The following is a 17,383-nucleotide window of genomic DNA, read 5'->3' as shown; positions in this document are numbered from 1 at the left end:
GTTTGGCGGGGGAATCCCGGGTGACGGCAGGGCAATCACAATGATCAATTGCTGAGTCCACAGCGGATTCGCACAGCCTGTGGATAACTTCCCGTGGCGACCGGCTTCTGTGGACAACCGGGCTCGAACATCGCGCGGGAGCCGCGGCGCGGGGCAATGCGCGCCGCCCGCCGCGCCGGACCCGAGAGATCGGAAGTGCGGAATTCCGCTCCCATTCCCCAGGGATAAACTCCTGCAATTCGGTCAAAGTGACACGCAAGGTGCGGGCGGCATATCGGATGGGGTGACGCGACCCCGCACCGGTAGCCTGGTGGGGTGATTGACCTTCGCCTGCTCCGTGAGGACCCCGACCGTGTTCGCGCCTCCCAGCGCGCCCGTGGAGAGGACGTCGGCCTCGTCGACGCCCTGCTCTCCGCCGATGAGCGGCGCAGGTCGTCCGGCGTCCGCTTCGACGAACTCCGCTCCGAGCAGAAGGGGCTCGGCAAGCTGATCCCCAAGGCGTCCCCGGAGGAGCGCGCGGAGCTGCTGCGGAAGGCCGAGCAGCTGAAGACCGACGTCAAGGCCGCCGAGGCCGCCCAGAACGAGGCGGACGAGGAGACCAGGCGGCTGCTGCTCAAGCTCGGCAACCTGGTCCACGAGGACGTGCCGGTCGGCGGCGAGGAGGACTTCGTCGTCCTGGAGACGCACGGCACCGTCCGCGACTTCGGCGCCGAGGGCTTCGAGCCCAAGGACCACCTGGAGCTCGGCGAGGCGCTGGGCGCGATCGACGTCGAGCGCGCCGCCAAGGTCTCCGGCTCCCGCTTCTACTACCTGACGGGTGTCGGCGCGCTGCTGGAGCTCGCCCTCGTCAACGCGGCGATCGCCCAGGCCACCGAGGCCGGGTTCATCCCGATGCTGACGCCCACCCTGGTGCGCCCGCGCGCCATGGAGGGCACCGGTTTCCTCGGCCAGGCCGCCGAGAACGTGTACCACCTGGAGAAGGACGACTACTACCTGGTCGGCACCTCCGAGGTGCCGCTGGCCGCGTACCACATGGACGAGATCCTCGACGCGGACAAGCTGCCGCTGCGGTACGCCGGTTTCTCCCCCTGCTACCGGCGCGAGGCCGGCACGTACGGCAAGGACACCCGGGGCATCTTCCGGGTGCACCAGTTCGACAAGGTCGAGATGTTCTCCTACGTCGCCCCCGAGGACGCCGAGGCCGAGCACAAGCGGCTGCTCGACTGGGAGAAGCAGTGGCTCACCTCCCTGGAACTGCCCTTCCAGGTGATCGACGTGGCCACCGGCGACCTCGGCGCCTCCGCCTCGCGCAAGTACGACTGCGAGGCGTGGATCCCGACGCAGGGCAAGTACCGCGAGCTGACGTCCGCCTCCAACTGCGACAGCTTCCAGGCACGGCGCCTGTCGGTGCGGATGCGCGACGGCAAGAAGGTCCAGCCGCTGGCCACCCTGAACGGCACCCTGTGCGCCGTACCGCGCACGATCGTCGCCCTCCTGGAGAACCACCAGCAGGCCGACGGCTCCGTGCGGGTCCCCCCGGTCCTCCGCCCCTACCTCGGCGGCCGGGAAGTCCTGGAGCCCGTCTCCAAGTGACTCCGTTCCCCTACAAGCTGGTCGCGACCGACCTCGACGGCACGCTGCTGCGCTCCGACGACACGGTCTCGCAGCGCACGCGTGACGCGCTCGCCGCCGCGACGGCGGCGGGCGCCGCGCACATCGTCGTCACCGGCCGCGCCGTCCCCTGGACCCGCCACATCCTGGACGACCTCGGGTACGACGGCCTCGCCGTCTGCGGCCAGGGCGCCCAGGTCTACCACGCGGGCGAGCACCGGCTGCTGACGTCCGTGACGCTGGACCGCCAGCTCGCCGGCCTCGCGCTGTCCAAGCTGGAGGCCGAGGTCGGCCCGCTGGCCCTCGCCGCCAGCCGCGACGGCCTGGACGGCGAGGTCCTGGTCGGCCCCGGCTACCGGGTCCAGGAGGGCCCGCTGCCGTACGTCCCCTACGAGGACCCGGCCGACCTGTGGTCCGCCCCGCTCAACAAGGTCTACATCCAGCACCCCGAACTGGACGACGACGCCCTGGCGCTGGCCGCCCGGCAGGCGGTCGGCGGACTGGTGGACGTCGTGATGGCCGGCGCGGGCGTGGTGGAGGTCCTCCCGCTGGGCCTGAGCAAGGCGACGGGCCTGTCCCTGGCCGCCCGCCGGCTGGGGGTCAAGGCGGTGGACACCATCGCGTTCGGCGACATGCCGAACGACATCCCGATGTTCGCCTGGGCGCACCACGGGGTGGCCATGGCCAACGCGCACGACGACCTCAAGGCCGTCGCGCACGAGATCACGGCCTCCAACGACCAGGACGGCATCGCGGTGGTGCTGGAGGAACTCCTGAGCGCCTGACCCCTCCCGGGAGCGCCTGACCCGTCCCGGGCCGCGTCGCGCGGGGTCGCGTGGCGCGGGGTAAGCGGGGTCGCGTCGCGCGGCGGCATGGGGTCGCGGGGTCGCGGGGTCGCGGGGCGGCCCGCGCGACGTGTCGCGCGCTCGAAGCGGCCGCCCCCCGATGTCCCCCGTGCCCCACCAGCGTGCCCCGCGCGCGCGAGGCGGCGCCACCGCTTTACCGGGGCGCCGCACCGCCGCGCGCGTACGGGCGTACGGGCCGGAGCCGCAGCGTGCGCGTACGGGTGGGGGCCGCCGCGCACGCGCGCGTACCCGTCAGAAGTTGATCATGTGGCCCGCGAGCCCGTGCACGGCCTCCTTGACCGCCTCGCCCAGCGTCGGGTGGGCGTGGACGTTCCGGGCGACCTCGTGCACCGTCAGGTCCCACTGCTGGGCCAGCGTCAGCTCGGGCAGCAGCTCCGTGACGTCCGGGCCGATCAGGTGCGCGCCGATGATCTCGCCGTACTTCGCGTCGCTGATCAGCTTCACGAACCCGGTCGTGTCACCCAGTCCGTGCGCCTTGCCGTTCGCCATGAAGGGGAACTTCGCGACCTTGACGTCGAAGCCCTTCTCGCGCGCCTGCTCCTCCGTCCAGCCGAAGCTGGCGATCTGCGGCTGGCAGTACGTGGCGCGCGGGATCATCGGGTAGTCGAGCTCCATGGTCTCGGCGCCCGCCAGCGTCTCGGCGGCCACCACGCCCATGGCCTCGGCCGTGTGCGCGAGCATCAGCTTCGCCGTCACGTCGCCGATCGCGTAGATGTGCGGCACCGAGGTGCGCGAACGGCCGTCGACCTCGATCGCGCCGCGCTCGGTGAGCGCTACACCCGTGTTCTCCAGGCCGTACCCCTCGACGTTCGGCGCGAAGCCGATCGCCTGGAGGACCTTGTCGGCCTCCAGGACCTGCTGCTTGCCGTCCTTGCCGGTCACGGTCACCCGCACCTGCGGCCCGGACTCGTCGATGGCCTCCACCCGCGTGGAGGTCAGCACGTCGATGCCGAGCTTGCGGTACTGCTTCGCCAGCTCCGCGGAGACGTCCTTGTCCTCCAGCGGCGCGATCCGGTCGAGGAACTCGACGATGGTGACCTTCACGCCGTAGTTGTGCATCACGTACGCGAACTCGATGCCGATGGCGCCCGCGCCGGCGATCACGATCGAGCGCGGCAGCTCGTCGACGAGGATCTGCTCCTCGTACGTCACGACCCGCTCGCTGCGCCGCGTACCCGGCAGCAGGCGCGGCGTGGCGCCGGTCGCGATGATGCAGTTGTCGAACGACAGGGTGGTCGTCGAGCCGTCGGTCAGCGCCACCTCCATCGTGTTCGCGTCCAGGAAGGTGCCCCGGCCGGTGAACTCGGTGATCTTGTTCTTCTTCATCAGGAAGTGGACGCCCTTGACGCGGCCGTCCGCGACCGTGCGGCTGCGCCGGAACGCCTCGCCGTAGTCGAAGGAGACCTGGCCGTCGACCTTGATGCCGTACGTCTTCGCCTCGTGGGTGAGGAGGTGGGCCAGCTCGGCGTTGCGCAGCAGGGCCTTGGTGGGGATGCAGCCGACGTTGAGGCAGACACCGCCCCAGTACTTCTCCTCGACGACCGCGACGCGCTTGCCCAGCTGGGCGGCGCGGATGGCGGCGACGTATCCGCCGGGGCCTGCTCCGAGTACGACGACGTCGAAGCGGTCTGACATGGCTTGCTCCCCTGGGTGTGTGTGGGTGCGGATGTGCCCACAGTAATCCTGGAGGCAAGTTGTAGGATGACTGGGCAACCGGGTGATTGAGCGGAACGGAGCAGTGGACACATGGTGCTGAAGGCCGCGGGACGGACCTCCCTCGTGGATGCGGTCGTCGACCAGCTCCGCGCCCAGCTGACGCACGGCGAATGGGCCGTCGGCGACCGCATCCCCACCGAGCACGACCTCGCCGAGCAGCTCGGCGTCGGCCGCAACACCGTCCGCGAGGCCGTCCGCGTCCTCGTCCACGCCGGCCTGCTCGAGTCCCGGCAGGGCAACGGCACCTTCGTACGCTCCACCGCCGACCCCGCCGCCGTGCTCCGCACCGTCCGCGCCGCCGGCGCCCTGGACGTCCTGGAGCTGCGCGTCGCCCTGGAGACCGAGGCCGCCAGGCTCGCGGCCGCCCGGCGTGACACCCACGACCTGCTGCGGCTGCGCGCCGCGCTCGCGACCCTCCGCGAGGAGGGCGACCGGGACGCCGACGCCGACCTGGCCTTCCACCGGGCGGTGGTCGAGGCCACGCACAACGCCGCGTTCACCGAGGTGTACCGGTTCTTCTCGGTCCAGGTGCACGAGAGCCTCGTCGAGTCGCTCGGCGACCACGAGATGCCCGCCATCGACCTGGACGCCCACGAGGCGCTGGTCGTGGCGGTCGAGGCGGGCGACCCGGAAGCGGCGGGCGCGGCCGCGCGCGAACTGCTGCGCGTGCCGCTGGAGACGGTCCGGGCGATCGCCGCCCGCTGACCCCTCCCCGCCGCCCCCGTCGAACCGCCGCCGTCGAACCTCCTGTTGAACCACCCCCCGCCGTACCGCCTCCGCGCGGGTACGTCGTCGTCGTGAAAGGTGCTGTGACCGTGGCACGCCCGGATTCCGACCAGCTGCTCCTCGACGCGGAGGCCGATGTCCGGCCCTCGCCACGGGCGGCCGCCGCCCGACGGGCGCTGACGGCCCACCCGGTGCTGCTGCTCGCCGGCATCGTGCTCGCCTCGCTGAACATGCGGGCCGCCCTCGCGAGCGTGTCCCCGCTGGCCGGCGAGATCGGCGCCGCCTTCGGCCTGTCGTCGACGGCGACGTCGCTGGTCACGTCCGTGCCGGTGCTGTTCCTGGGGCTGGGCGCGCTGGTGGCGCCCCGGCTCGCCCGGCGGCTGGGCACCGAACGGGTGCTGTGCGGGGCGCTGGTGCTCCTGGCGGCCGGGATCCTGGTGCGCGTCTGGCCGTCCGTGTACGCGCTGTACGGCGGCGGCGTCCTGGTGGGCACGGCGATCGCGCTGCTCAACGTCCTGATGCCCGGCCTGATCAAGCGGGACTTCCCGGACCGGGCCGCGTCCATGACCTCCCTCTACACCGGCTCGATGATCGCGGGTGCGACGGTCGTGGCGGCCGCGTCGGTGCCGCTGGAGCGGGCGTTCGGCGGCAGCTGGCAGGCGTCGCTCGCCTTCTGGTCGCTGCTCGCGGCGGTGGCGGCGGTGGCCTGGCTGCCGCAGGTGCTGATCGCCCGGGGGCGGACCGGGCACGAGGTGCGGAGGGTGCCGGAGGTCGGCCGCACGACCGGCCGCGCGGTGTGGCGCTCGGCCCTGGCCTGGCAGGTCACGCTCTTCATGGGCCTGCAGTCCCTCTGGTCGTACGTCCTCATCGCCTGGATGCCGGTCATCCTCACCGACCAGGGCATGAGCCGCTCGACGGCCGGCGTGGTGTTCGCCTTCAACAACCTGGTCCAGGTGGCGGGCGCGTTCCTGGTGCCGCTGCTGGCCGGCCGGATGCGCGGTCAGCGGCCGCTGGTCGCGCTGGTGACCTCGCTGGTCGCGGCCGGGTACGCGGGGCTCATGGTCGCCCCCGTGTCGGGCGCCTGGCTGTGGGCGGCGATCCTCGGCGTCGGCCAGGGCGGCGCCGTGGGCCTGGCGCTGACGCTGATCGTGCTGCGGAGCGGGGACGCGGTGACCGCGTCGCGGCTGTCCGGCATGGCGCAGACGGTCGGGTACCTGCTGGCCGCCGCCGGTCCGCTCGCGGCGGGCGCGGTGCACGAGGCGACCGGTGGCTGGACCGTCCCGATCGCCCTGGTGCTGTGCGTGTGCGCGGCGGCGCTGGTGGTGGGCCTGCTGGCGGCCCGTGACCGCAAGGTCTGACCGCCGACCGCCCGCCCCGCCGTCAGTCCTCGTCGCGGTCGCGGTCGCGGTTCCGGCGCGGGAGCCACCACCCGCGCCGGCGGGGGCGGCCGGTGCGGCCCGCGCGGTCGGCCCGGCGGGCGCGGCTGAAGAACCAGCCCGCCGGGGGCTCGTCGGAGCGCCAGGGCTGCGGCTCGGGGGGCCGGCCCCGCCAGCGCGCGGCCAGCATCCGGGCCCGGGCGGACGGCTCGGCCGTCTCGGCGGACCGTATGAAGTCGGTGTCCAGTTCGACGTCGTCCCAGTCCCGCGGCTCGTCCCGGGACCCGTGGTCAGCGGCCATGGGGGCCTCCTCCGTACGGCAAGTGTGCACACCGGACCGTCGGACCGGTGTCAAGGGCGGCCCGGAACCCGAGGACGGCCCGGGGTCCATGGGCGGACCGGGGCCGGGACGGGGAAGGCCCCGCACGCGTGCGTACGGGGCCTTCCGGGGTGCGTCGCGCGACTACTCGTCGCCCGCCAGCGTCAGCGTGCGCAGCTTCTGGCCGGCGTACCAGGTGGCCGCCACCGTCACGCCCGTGAGCAGCGCCACCGCCGCCGGCAGGCCCACGTCCGAGGCGACCAGCCCGTCGCCGGTGACCCGCTCGGCGACGGCCAGCGCCCACTGCTGGACGCTGAGGGTCTTGGCGCCCTCGATGAGGCTGCCGAACAGCGCCTCCCAGACCAGCGCGTACACCAGGCCGATGACGACCGCGTGGCGGCTGACCGTACCGAGCAGCAGGAAGAGCGCGCTGTACGCGATCGAGGCGACGAGCGCGGCGACGGTGTAGGCGACCGCCACCTGCTGCCCGTTGCCGTTGAGGATCATCCCGGCGAGGAAGGTGGGGACCGCCGAGAAGACCATGGTGACGGCGATGGCCACGATCAGCTTGGTGAAGATGATCGTCGGCCGCTTCACCGGCTTCGCGAGCAGGTAGACGATCGAACCGTCGTCGATCTCGGGCCCGATCGCCCCCGTACCGGCGATGACACCGATCAGGGGGACCATCGTGGCGAGCGCGAACCCGCCCAGGACATCGGCGGCGATCTGGTCGTCGGCCCCGTTGAAGCCCCGGACGGCGGCCGCGATGAGCAGCAGCAGCCCGGGCAGGACGAAGAGGATCGCGGCCCGGCGGCGGCCGAGCAGGGCCCGGTAGGTGAGCCGGGCGACTGTGGGGTTGTACATGGTCGTAAGGCTCCCTTCAGGCCGCGACGAGGTACGAGAAGACCGACTCGAGGGACTCGTCCGAGGGCGAGACCGTCAGCAGCCGGATGGAGTGCGCGCGGGCGACCTCGGGCAGCAGCGCGGTGAAGCGGGCGAAGTCGACCGCCTGGATGCGCAGCGCCCCCTCCGTCACGTCGACCTCGATGCCGGCCGTCGAGGGGTCGGCGATCAGCGCGGCCGCGAGGGCGCGGTCGTCGCTGGAGCGCACGAGATAGCGGTGCGGCCGGTCGGTCATCAAGCGCCGGATGCGGCGGAAGTCGCCGCTCGCGGCGTGCCGTCCGGCGACGATCACCTCGATGTGGGAGGCGAGTTGCTCGACCTCCTCCAGGATGTGCGACGAGAACAGGACCGTACGGCCCTCGGCGCCCATCCTCCGCAGCAGGTCCATCAACTGCATGCGCTGACGCGGGTCCATGCCGTTGAAGGGCTCGTCCAGCAGCAGGACCGACGGCTCGTGCACCAGGGCCGAGGCCATCTTCACGCGCTGCCGCATGCCCTTGCTGTACGTGGCGATCTTGCGGTCCTGCGCGTACTCCATCTCCACCGTGGCCAGGGCGCGCTGTGCCTCCGCGGCGCCCAGACCGTGCAACTCGGCGTTGGCGACGACGAACTCGCGGCCGGTGAGGAAGTCGTACATCGCCTCCCGCTCGGGCACGACGCCGATGCTGCGGTAGACCGACTCGTTGCGCCAGATCGGCTGCCCGTCGAGGGTGACCGACCCGTTGGAGGGGGCGAGGAAGCCGCCCATCATGTTGATCAGGGTGGACTTGCCGGCGCCGTTGGGGCCGAGCAGCCCGGTCACGCCGGGTCCGATGGTCATGGTGACGTCGTTGACGGCCACGACGTTGCCGAACCACCGCGAGACGTGGTCGATGTCGATGGTGGTCACAGCCCGACCTTTCGGTAGCGGCGCATCAGGACGGCGTAGGAGCCCGCCACGAGCGCGAGGACGACCAGCAGGTAGACCACGCCCTGTCCGGCACCCGGCCCCGCCTCGGCCGGGAAGGAGGACGTGGCGCCCAGGAAGGCGGTCTGCACGCCGTCGATGAGCGTGATGGGGGAGAAGAGGCCGAGCCACGGCACGGCGTCCAGCGAGTCGGTGCTCCAGGCGATGGCCTGGAGGGTGGAGACGGCGCCGTAGGAGATGGTGAGGGCGGCGATGACGGCGGCGACCCCGAAGCCCCGGCGCGGGGTCAGCGCGGCGAGGACCAGGCCGATCCCCCCGAAGAGGAGCGAGAGCAGTGCCACGGAGACCAGTCCCTGTGCGAAGCCCTGGGTCTGGTCGGCGAAGTCCATCTTCGCCAGCAGCGACCCGATGTAGAGGATGAGCAGCGGTGACGCGGTCAGGATGAACAGGGCCGCGGCCATCGCGCCGTACTTGGCGAGGACGTAGTCGACGCGCTCGATGGGGCGCGAGAAGTACAGCGGCACGGTCTTGAACCGCAGGTCGCGGGAGACCGACTGGGGTGCCTGCGAGGCCAGGTACAGGCCGATGACGGCCTGCGTGAAGATCGCGTACCGCGTGTAGTCCAGCGGCAGGTCCTTCAGTTTGGTGGCCACGGCGACCGCGACGACGACCAGCGCGGGGATGCACATCACCGCGAACAGGATCATCGGCAGCACCTTGGACTTGGCGCTGCGGCCCAGTCCGTAGGCGCCGCGCAGCGACTGCGAGAACAGCGAGCGGCGCGCGTACGCGCGGCCCAGCCGGGGCCCGTCGTAGTCGCGGTACCCGATGTTGTGGATCCGGGTCTCCGCCTGGGGCGTGGGCGTGCTCATCGGGTCCGCACCTCCTGCGGCTGGGTCGCGGCCGCTTCCGGCCCGGGACGGAAGACCTCGGCGATGTGGTGGCGGCGCTGTTCCATGCGGACGAGGCCGAGCCCGAGGTCGGCGACGGTGTCGCGGACCAGGTCGTACGTCTCCTCGCCGGTCGCCTCCAGCAGCAGGATGTGGCCCGCTCCCGGCATGCCGTCCTCCACGCGTGCGTGGAGGACGACTCCGGCCGCCGTCAGCGCCTTGCGGAGCGCCGCCGTGCCGTCGGGGTGCGTGTCGCTGTCGGTCACCTCGACGGCGAGGGTGGTGGTGAGCTGGGTGAAGTCGCTGGTGGAGCTGGAGCGCAGCAGCTTGCCGCCGTCGATGACGACGACGTGGTCACAGGTGCGCTCGAGCTCGCCCAGGAGGTGGGAGGTGACCAGGACCGAGATGCCGAAGTCCGTGTACACGCGGCGGATCAGGCCCAGCATCTCGTCGCGGCCGACCGGGTCGAGACCGTTGGTCGGTTCGTCCAGCAGGACCAGCTTCGGGTCGTGCACCAGGGCCTGGGCGAGCTTCACCCGCTGCTTCATGCCGGTCGAGTAGCCGCCGATGGGGCGGTAGCGCTCCTCGTACAGGCCGACGTGGCGCAGGGTGTCGGCGGTGCGCTCCCGCGCGGCCGTGGGCGGCAGGCCGGACATGCGGGCCATGTGCACCACGAACTCGGTGGCCGAGACGTCGGGCGGCAGGCAGTCGTGCTCCGGCATGTAGCCGACCCGCTCGCGGATGGCGGGGCCGCTCGTGGCGACGTCGAGGCCGAGGACCTCGGCGCGGCCCTCGGTGGCGGGGGACAGGCCCAACAGAATCTTGATCATGGTGGACTTGCCGGCTCCGTTGGCACCCACAAGTCCGGTCACACCGGGCCCGATGTCCAGGGAGAGCCGGTCGAGAGCGGTCACCCGGGGGAACCGCTTGCTGAGGCTTTCGGTCGCGATCACAGTCACGCTACGACGGTAGTGGCCCAGGCCACACCGGTCGTCAGACCAGGCGGCTGGTTCCGTGTCCGTCTGGAGGAGTACGGGCCCGTAGGGGCCTGGGACCCGAGTCGGGGTTTTCCACAGTCGCCGCACGACCCTTGACGCAGCCGCCGGGCATTGTCACATTCGTCAGTGTCACCTTACGGACGCGTAGCGCGCCCACGGTGACACGTACGGCGACGTACGCGACGCACGACTACTGCGGCCGGTGCTCCGCGAGGGCGGAGCACGCCCGGCGGCATGTGCGGGACCACGCAGGGCACCGACTGGACGGCGACGACGATCTGCCGCACGTGCGGCGCTGGGAGGCGGTCTGATGGCGGTGGACATGCTGCGGGGAGCGCGGGAGCGCCGGATCCGCACGGGCGGGATCGAGTTGTGCGTCGCCGAGCTGGGCGACACCGGCCGGCCCACCGTCGTGCTGGTGCACGGCTACCCGGATTCCAAGGAGGTGTGGTCCGAGGTCGCCGTCCGGCTCGCCGAGCACTTCCACGTGGTGCTGTACGACGTGCGCGGGCACGGCCGGTCGACGGCGCCGACGCCGCTGCGCGGCGGGTTCACGCTGGAGAAGCTGACCGACGACTTCCTGGCCGTGGTGGACGCGGTCAGCCCGGACCGGCCGGTGCACCTCGTCGGGCACGACTGGGGGTCGGTGCAGTCGTGGGAGTTCGTCACGGTCGCCCGGACCGAGGGGCGGATCGCCTCGTTCACCTCGATGTCGGGCCCGTCCCTGGACCACTTCGGGCACTGGATCAAGCGGCGCATGAGCCGGCCCACCCCGCGCCGGGTCGGCCAGCTGCTCGGCCAGGGCGCCCGGTCCTGGTACGTGTACGCGCTGCACACCCCGGTGCTGCCCGAGCTGGCCTGGCGCGGGCCGCTGGGCAAGCGCTGGCCCGGCCTCGTGCGACGGGTGGAGAAGGTGCCGGACGACGGCTATCCGACCGCCTCGCTCCCGGCCGACGCGGCACACGGCGCCTGGCTCTACCGGGACAACGTCCGGGCGCGGCTGCGGCGCCCGCGCACGGACGCGTACGCCCACGCGCCCGTGCAGCTGATCACGCCGACCGGTGACGTCTTCCTGTCGGACCGGCTCTACGACGAGCTGGACACCTGGGTCCCGCGACTGGTGCGCCGGTCGCTGCCGGCCAAGCACTGGGTGCCGCGCACCCGGCCGGACCAACTGGCGGCATGGATCACCGAGTTCGTGCGGGCGCACGAGGACCGGGGCGGCGAGATGCCGGCGCCGGTCGCCGCCGGCCGCCGGTACGCGGACCGGTTCGGCGGGCAGTTGGTCGTGGTGACGGGCGCGGCCAGGGGCATCGGCCGGGCCACCGCGCTGGCGTTCGCCGAGGCGGGAGCGCGGGTGGTGGCGGTGGACCGGGACGCGGAGGGTGCCGCGCGGACGGCCGCGCTGGCCCGGCTGACCGGTGCGCCGGACGCCTGGGGCGAGGCGGTGGACGTCGGCGACGAACAGGCCATGGAGAAGCTCGCGGACAAGGTGGCCGAGGAGTACGGCCCGGTGGACGTGCTGGTCAACAACGCCGGGATAGGCCTGTCCGGGCCGTTCCTCGAGACGACGAGCGACGACTGGAAGCAGGTCCTGGACGTCAATCTGTGGGGCGTCATCCACGGCTGCCGGCTCTTCGGCCGCCGGATGGCCGAGCGCGGACAGGGCGGCCACATCGTCAACACGGCGTCCGCGGCGGCCTTCCAGCCGTCCAGGATGCTGCCGGCGTACAGCACGTCGAAGGCGGCGGTCCTCATGCTCAGCGAGTGCCTGCGCGCGGAGCTGGCGGGCCGGGGCATCGGGGTCAGCGCCGTCTGCCCGGGCATCGTGAACACCGACATCACCGCCACCGCGCGCTTCACCGGGGTGTCCGAGGAGGAGGAGAAGCGCCGGCGGAAGAAGGCGGCCCGGCTGTACGGGCTGCGCAACTACCCGCCGGAGAAGGTCGCCGACGCGATCCTGCGGGCCGTCGTGAGGAACGAGGCGGTGGTCCCGGTGACGCCGGAGGCCCACGGTGCCCGGCTGCTGTCCCGGCTGGCGCCACGGGCCCTGCGGGCGCTCGCCCGGCTGGAGGCGAAGCTGTGAGCGGGCGGCGGACGTACCATCCCTCGCGGAACGGGTCGGAGTAGCGGGGAGCGGGTGTGGACGAGCGGGCGGCGCGGACACCGGCGGCCGAGTACCGGATCGAGGACCTGGCGCACCACAGCGGCGCCACGGTCCGGACCATCCGCGCCTACCAGGACCGGGGGCTGCTGCCGAAGCCGGAGCGGCGCGGCAGGTCGAACGTGTACGGCGACGCCCACCTGACCCGGTTGCGGCAGATAGCCGACCTGCTGGACCGCGGGTACACCCTGGCGTCCATCAAGGAGCTCCTGGAGGCCTGGGACGCGGGGCGCGGTCTGGGCGGCGTCCTCGGCCTGGTCGCCGAGGTGCACGGACCGTGGACGGACGAGAAGGCCGACCGGATCACACGGGCGGAGCTGGACGCGGCCTTCGGCGGAGCCCCGGACGAGGATGCGGTACGGGAGGCGTTGGAGCTGGGCGTGCTGGAGTGCGTGCCGGGACGCGACGACGAGTTCCTGGTGCCGAGCCCCCAGGAGCTGTCCGTGGCGGCCGAGTTGTACGCGGCCGGTGTGCCGCTGTCCGCGATTGCCGGACACCTGAGGGAACTTCGCGGCCAGGTCGAGCACATTGCCCACCGTTTCCTGGAGTTCACCACCGAGCACGTCTTCGCCCGCTATCTGGAGCACCGGCCGCCGACGGACGCCGACGCGTCGGAGGCGGCGGCCCTGGTGCGGCGGCTGCGACCGCTCGCGCAGCAGACGGTGGACGCCGAACTGGCCCGTGCAATGCGTACGTTCGCCGCCCGGCACCTCCAGCAGCACCTGGTTCCGGAGGGGCCTCGGGTGGAGGAGGACACGACCCGGCAGGTGGCGCTCCCGGCCGCCACGATCCGGGCCGTGCAGCAGCTCGTTGGCCCGGGCAACACCTCGGCGTTCATCGCCGCGGCGGCCGAACGCGAGGTGCGGACAAGGACCTTGGACGCTCTCATGCCAACACCGAACAATTGTGGGCAAGTAGAGCAAACCGGCTGAAAAGACTGCCTAGTTGTCCACAGATTCGTCAAATAGCCTGTGGATAAACGAAGTTGGTTGTGGATCAAACCTTTTCACGGAAATTGCTGTGGCACCACGGGCGTGATGCCTGACACGCTGAGCGGCATGAGCGGCAGGAACGGCAGGAACGGCAGGAACGGCGCACCCGGGACCGGGAACGCCGACGGCATGGACGGCGCACGGACCGTGAAGGTCTCGAAGTACCTCGCGAAGCATCTGCGCCACCAGCCCGAGCGCATCGGGCTCGTCCTCGACCCGCACGGCTGGGTCGCGATCGAGGACCTCCTGCGGGCGGCCGCCGAGCACGGCGTGAGGATCAGCCGCGCCGAACTGGAACACGTGGTCGCGGTCAACGACAAGCGGCGCTTCGCGATCGACGGCGACCGCATCCGCGCCAGCCAGGGCCATACCGTCGACGTCGACCTGGACCTGCCGGCCGCCGAACCGCCCGAGCACCTCTACCACGGCACCGTCGCCCGCAGCCTGCCCGCGATCCGTGCCGAGGGCCTGCGCCCCATGGCCCGCCACCACGTGCACCTGTCGCCCGACCGCGAGACCGCGACCCGGGTCGGCGCCCGGCGGGGCCGCCCCGTCGTGCTCTCGGTGGACGCCGGCGCCATGCACCGGGACGGCCACATCTTCCACGTCAGCGCCAACGGGGTCTGGCTCACGGCCGCCGTGCCGCCCGCCTACCTCCGCTTCCCCGAGCGGGACTGACGACGGGCGGCTCGGCGGACACGCGGGGGATCAGCGCAGCTGCGCCAGGGCCTCCGTCGCGATCCGCTCGAAGACCTTCTCGTCGGCGGCGAACATCGAGTCCGCGATCGGCGCGTGGATCACGATCTCGGTGAAGCCCAGCGAGAAGTGGCGCCCCGCGAAGTCGACGAAGGCGTCGAAGGACTCCAGCGGCCGGTCCGGCGTGAAGCCGGTCAGCAGGATCTTGTCCGGCTCGCCCTCCCGCCCGGCCTCCGCGCACGCCTTGCCCAGCTTCTCCAGCTGGCCCCGCAGCGCCTCGTACGACTCCTCCGGCGTCCCCGACTCGTACAGCTTCGGGTCCCCCGTCGTCACCCATGCCTGACCGTGCCGCGCCGCCAGCCTCATGCCGCGCGGTCCCGTGGCGGCGACGGCGAACGGCAGCCGCGGGCGCTGCACGCAGCCGGGCACGTTGTGCGCCTCGCCCGCCGAGTAGAAGGCCCCCCGGTGCGTCACCGACTCCTCCGTCAATAGCCGGTCCAGCAGCGGCACGAACTCCGCGAGCCGGTCCGCCCGCTCCCGCGGTGTCCACGGCTCCTGGCCCAGCGCCGTCGCGTCGAAGCCGTTGCCCCCCGCGCCGATGCCCAGCGTGAACCTGCCGCCGGAGATGTCGTCCAGCGAGATCAGCTCCTTGGCGAGCGTGACCGGGTGCCGGAAGTTCGGCGAGGTCACCAGCGTGCCGAGGCGCATCCTCGCCGTGGCGGTGGCCGCGGCCGTCAGCGTCGGTATCGCGCCGAACCAGGGCCCGTCCCGGAACGGCACCCGCCAGGACAGGTGGTCGTAGGTGTACGCGGCGTGGAACCCGAGCCGTTCGGCCCGCAGCCACGCGTCGCGACCGCCCTCGTGCCAGCGGCGGGTGGGAAGGATCACGGTGCTCAGACGCATGGAACGAGCCTACGTCGCCCCACCGACAGAGCCGCCATGGCTCAGATGTGCAGCTATCCGCACGCCCGTGCACCCCCGTACGGGAGAATGGGCGGGTGACCTCAGCGACCTCTCCCCGCCCCCGGCCCACGGCACACCGACGTCCCCGGTTGATCGCCACCGACCTCGACGGAACGCTTCTGCGCGACGACAAATCGGTCTCCCACCGGACGATCACAGCGCTCGCCGCGGCCGAGGAGGCCGGCATCGAGGTCTTCTTCGTCACCGGCCGGCCCGCCCGCTGGATGGGTGTCGTCAGCGACCACGTCCACGGCCACGGCCTGGCCATCTGCGCCAACGGCGCGGCCGTCGTCGACCTGCACTCCGGCGGCACGTTCCTGGAGGTGCGGCCGCTGGAGCGGCCCACGGCCCTGGAAGTCATCGGTACGCTCCGCCGCGAGGCGCCCGGCACGGCGTTCGCCGTCGAGTTCACCACCGGCTTCCACTACGAGCCCGACTACCCGCCCTTCTGGCTCGACCCCGACGCCACCATCGCCCCCGCCGAGGACCTGCTGCACGAGGCGGGGCCGGGCCTCACCGCCCCCGTGCTCAAGCTCCTCGCCCACCACCCCGACCTGACGCCGGACGGCTTCCTCGCCCTGGCGCGCACGGCGGCCGGCGAGCACGCCAGCATCACCCGCTCCAGCCCCAGCGCGCTGCTGGAGATCAGCGGACTGGGCGTGTCCAAGGCGAGCACGCTCGCGCTGTGCTGCGCCGAGCGCGGCATCTCCGCCGACGAGGTGGTGGCGTTCGGGGACATGCCGAACGACATCGAGATGCTGTCCTGGGCGGGCCGCTCGTACGCGATGGGCAACGCGCACCCGGACGTGGTCGCCGCCGCCTCCGGCCGGACCGTGGCCAACAACGACGACGGGGTCGCACGCGTCATCGAGGACATCCTCGGCGCGTACTGACGCCCCTGCCCCTCACCCGCCCAACCGGACCCCGTGCTCGCCCAGCCAGCGCACCGGGTCCACGGCCGATCCCATGTACGGAGTCAGCCGCACCTCGAAGTGGAGGTGCGGCCCCGTCGAGTTGCCGGTGTTCCCCGACCGCCCGATCACCTGACCGGTGGCCACCGGCTGCCCCGGTGCCACGACGGGCGCGGCGAGGTGCGCGTACTGCGAGTACCAGCCGCCCGCGTGCCGCACGACCACCTCGATGCCGAACGCCCCGCCGCACGACACCGACCGCACCCGCCCGGTCCCGATCGACCGCACCGGGGTGCCGACGTCCACCGCGAAGTCCTGCCCCGTGTGGCGGTGCGCCCAGTGCGTGCCCGCCCGGTGGAACCCGGCGGACAGGACGTACCCCTCCACCGGCGCCACCCAGCCCCGCGCCCCGCCCGCGCCTGCACCCACCGCCTCGACCGCACCCGAACCCGCACCCGAGCCCCCGCCCGCACCCGTCGCGGCGGCCGCACCGGCACCCCCGCCCGCGTCCCCCACCGCGCACCGGCCCGCCGCCACCCGCCGGTCCGCCTCCACCTGGAGCCGCCGCTGGGCGCGCTCCAGCCGCGCCTCGATGCCCACCCGGATCGTGGCCAGCCGCTTCCGGCGCGCGTCCAGGTCCTGCCACGCGGCGCGGGCCGCCGCCTCCGCCCGGGCGAGGCGCCGCTCCGCATCCCGGGTGCGCTCCATGAGGCGGTTCACCGCCCGGTCCGCCTGCCGGGCGAGCCGCTCCGCCCGCATCACCTCGTCCACGTCGTCCCCCAGCAACAGCCGCGCGGTCAGGCCCACCGACCCGCCCGCGCGGTACTGGGCCCGGGCCACCTCGCCCATCCGGTCGTTGAGCAGGGCCAGCTCCCGCCGCTTGAGGACCAACTGCCGCTGGAGCCGGCCGGCGAGGGCGCGCTGCCCGGCCGCCGCCCGCCGGCCGCGCTCGTACGTCTCGGTGGCCCGCGCGGCCTCGTCGTACAGCCGCGCCACCTCTCCGGCCGTGCCGCCCGGCCCTTCGGCGGCGGCGGCCGAGGGCTGGGGGAGCAGAGCGAGCAGGACGGCCAGCGCCACGAACAACATCCTGGGATGGTGGCGCCGGGCGCCCCCGATGTGCGGCATCCCAGCGGTGTCGTACCGCCGTCCGGCCCACAGCCGTTGCCCCGCCCGGCCTACGGGCGCACCCGGAAGGGTGCCTCCAGGGGCGCTCCCCGCACCACCGATGTACCGCCACCACCGACGTACCGCCATCGCCACCGCCGTCGCCGGTGGTCCGTCCCCGGACCGCCGCACCGGCTGGACCCGCCGCCGCTGCCACGCCGTGCTCCTGGTGCACCGGGTG

Annotated in this window: 17 protein-coding genes; 9 read left to right on the top strand and 8 right to left on the bottom strand. The window is 72.8% G+C overall.

The annotated features are described in order from the left end of the window. Positions 1–315: 315 nt before the first annotated feature. Together serS and A4V12_RS14800 are read left to right on the top strand one after the other, a co-directional pair. Positions 316–1,593 (top strand): serine--tRNA ligase, encoded by a 1,278-nt coding sequence (gene serS / locus A4V12_RS14805; protein ID WP_064069799.1) that lies wholly within the window; start codon positions 316–318, stop codon positions 1,591–1,593. Further along, positions 1,590–2,396: an HAD family hydrolase gene (locus A4V12_RS14800; protein WP_064069798.1), complete on the top strand. Its 807-nt coding sequence runs from the start codon at positions 1,590–1,592 to the stop codon at positions 2,394–2,396. The genes serS and A4V12_RS14800 overlap by 4 nt, the downstream gene beginning before the upstream one ends. A 312-nt stretch (positions 2,397–2,708) precedes the next feature. Here A4V12_RS14800 and lpdA read toward each other — a convergent pair whose 3' ends face one another. Continuing rightward, on the bottom strand, positions 2,709–4,112 hold the full coding sequence (gene lpdA, locus A4V12_RS14795) for a dihydrolipoyl dehydrogenase (protein ID WP_064069797.1): 1,404 nt from the start codon (positions 4,110–4,112) through the stop codon (positions 2,709–2,711). A 111-nt stretch (positions 4,113–4,223) separates the two neighbouring features. On the opposite strand from lpdA, the gene A4V12_RS14790 reads away from it, so the two are divergent. Both A4V12_RS14790 and A4V12_RS14785 read left to right on the top strand, forming a co-directional pair. Then, a complete protein-coding gene (locus A4V12_RS14790; protein WP_064069796.1) occupies positions 4,224–4,898 on the top strand; it encodes a FadR/GntR family transcriptional regulator in 675 nt (224 codons plus the stop codon). Between the two features lie 104 nt (positions 4,899–5,002). Further along, positions 5,003–6,277, top strand: a complete 1,275-nt coding sequence (locus A4V12_RS14785; protein WP_423563320.1) for a CynX/NimT family MFS transporter — start codon at positions 5,003–5,005, stop codon at positions 6,275–6,277. A gap of 22 nt (positions 6,278–6,299) precedes the next feature. On the opposite strand, the gene A4V12_RS14780 is transcribed toward A4V12_RS14785, so the two are convergent. The 5 genes from A4V12_RS14780 to A4V12_RS14760 form a co-directional block, all read right to left on the bottom strand. After that, positions 6,300–6,596 carry a hypothetical protein gene (locus A4V12_RS14780; RefSeq protein WP_064069795.1) on the bottom strand — a complete coding sequence of 99 codons (297 nt, stop codon included), beginning with the start codon at positions 6,594–6,596 and terminating at the stop codon, positions 6,300–6,302. A gap of 162 nt (positions 6,597–6,758) precedes the next feature. Then, positions 6,759–7,478 carry an ABC transporter permease gene (locus A4V12_RS14775; RefSeq protein WP_064069794.1) on the bottom strand — a complete coding sequence of 240 codons (720 nt, stop codon included), beginning with the start codon at positions 7,476–7,478 and terminating at the stop codon, positions 6,759–6,761. A gap of 16 nt (positions 7,479–7,494) precedes the next feature. Continuing rightward, entirely contained in the window at positions 7,495–8,406 is a 912-nt protein-coding gene (locus tag A4V12_RS14770; RefSeq protein WP_064069793.1) for an ABC transporter ATP-binding protein, read from the bottom strand. Next, positions 8,403–9,296 carry a hypothetical protein gene (locus A4V12_RS14765; RefSeq protein ID WP_064069792.1) on the bottom strand — a complete coding sequence of 298 codons (894 nt, stop codon included), beginning with the start codon at positions 9,294–9,296 and terminating at the stop codon, positions 8,403–8,405. Before A4V12_RS14765 ends, A4V12_RS14770 begins: the two co-directional genes overlap by 4 nt. Continuing rightward, positions 9,293–10,267 (bottom strand): ABC transporter ATP-binding protein, encoded by a 975-nt coding sequence (locus tag A4V12_RS14760; protein WP_064069791.1) that lies wholly within the window; start codon positions 10,265–10,267, stop codon positions 9,293–9,295. The genes A4V12_RS14765 and A4V12_RS14760 overlap by 4 nt, the downstream gene beginning before the upstream one ends. 203 nt (positions 10,268–10,470) lie before the next feature. Between A4V12_RS14760 and A4V12_RS37510 the strand changes: the two genes are divergently transcribed. From A4V12_RS37510 to A4V12_RS14745, 4 genes are all read left to right on the top strand, one after another. Further along, positions 10,471–10,623: a hypothetical protein gene (locus A4V12_RS37510; protein WP_159028871.1), complete on the top strand. Its 153-nt coding sequence runs from the start codon at positions 10,471–10,473 to the stop codon at positions 10,621–10,623. After that, a complete protein-coding gene (locus tag A4V12_RS14755; RefSeq protein WP_079137045.1) occupies positions 10,623–12,398 on the top strand; it encodes an SDR family oxidoreductase in 1,776 nt (591 codons plus the stop codon). Before A4V12_RS37510 ends, A4V12_RS14755 begins: the two co-directional genes overlap by 1 nt. Positions 12,399–12,454: 56 nt before the next feature. Continuing rightward, complete coding sequence (locus A4V12_RS14750) at positions 12,455–13,408, top strand: MerR family transcriptional regulator (RefSeq protein WP_064069790.1); 954 nt, start codon at positions 12,455–12,457, stop codon at positions 13,406–13,408. Positions 13,409–13,597: 189 nt separating this feature from the next. Beyond that, positions 13,598–14,146, top strand: a complete 549-nt coding sequence (locus A4V12_RS14745; RefSeq protein ID WP_064069863.1) for an RNA 2'-phosphotransferase — start codon at positions 13,598–13,600, stop codon at positions 14,144–14,146. A gap of 30 nt (positions 14,147–14,176) precedes the next feature. On the opposite strand, the gene A4V12_RS14740 is transcribed toward A4V12_RS14745, so the two are convergent. Beyond that, complete coding sequence (locus A4V12_RS14740; protein WP_064069789.1) at positions 14,177–15,067, bottom strand: LLM class flavin-dependent oxidoreductase; 891 nt, start codon at positions 15,065–15,067, stop codon at positions 14,177–14,179. 95 nt (positions 15,068–15,162) lie between these two features. On the opposite strand from A4V12_RS14740, the gene A4V12_RS14735 reads away from it, so the two are divergent. Beyond that, the gene (locus A4V12_RS14735; protein ID WP_064069788.1) at positions 15,163–16,020 is read left to right on the top strand and encodes a Cof-type HAD-IIB family hydrolase; all 858 of its coding nucleotides are present in this window, start codon (positions 15,163–15,165) and stop codon (positions 16,018–16,020) included. Between the two features lie 12 nt (positions 16,021–16,032). On the opposite strand, the gene A4V12_RS14730 is transcribed toward A4V12_RS14735, so the two are convergent. After that, entirely contained in the window at positions 16,033–17,124 is a 1,092-nt protein-coding gene (locus A4V12_RS14730; protein ID WP_079137056.1) for a M23 family metallopeptidase, read from the bottom strand. Between the last annotated feature and the right edge of the window lie 259 nt (positions 17,125–17,383).

This window comes from Streptomyces noursei (assembly GCF_001646665.1).
Classification (GTDB): Bacteria; Actinomycetota; Actinomycetes; order Streptomycetales; family Streptomycetaceae; genus Streptomyces; species Streptomyces lavendulocolor.
The sequence above is the reverse complement of the archived record's forward strand: the minus strand, read 5'-3'. Positions and strand labels throughout refer to the sequence as shown.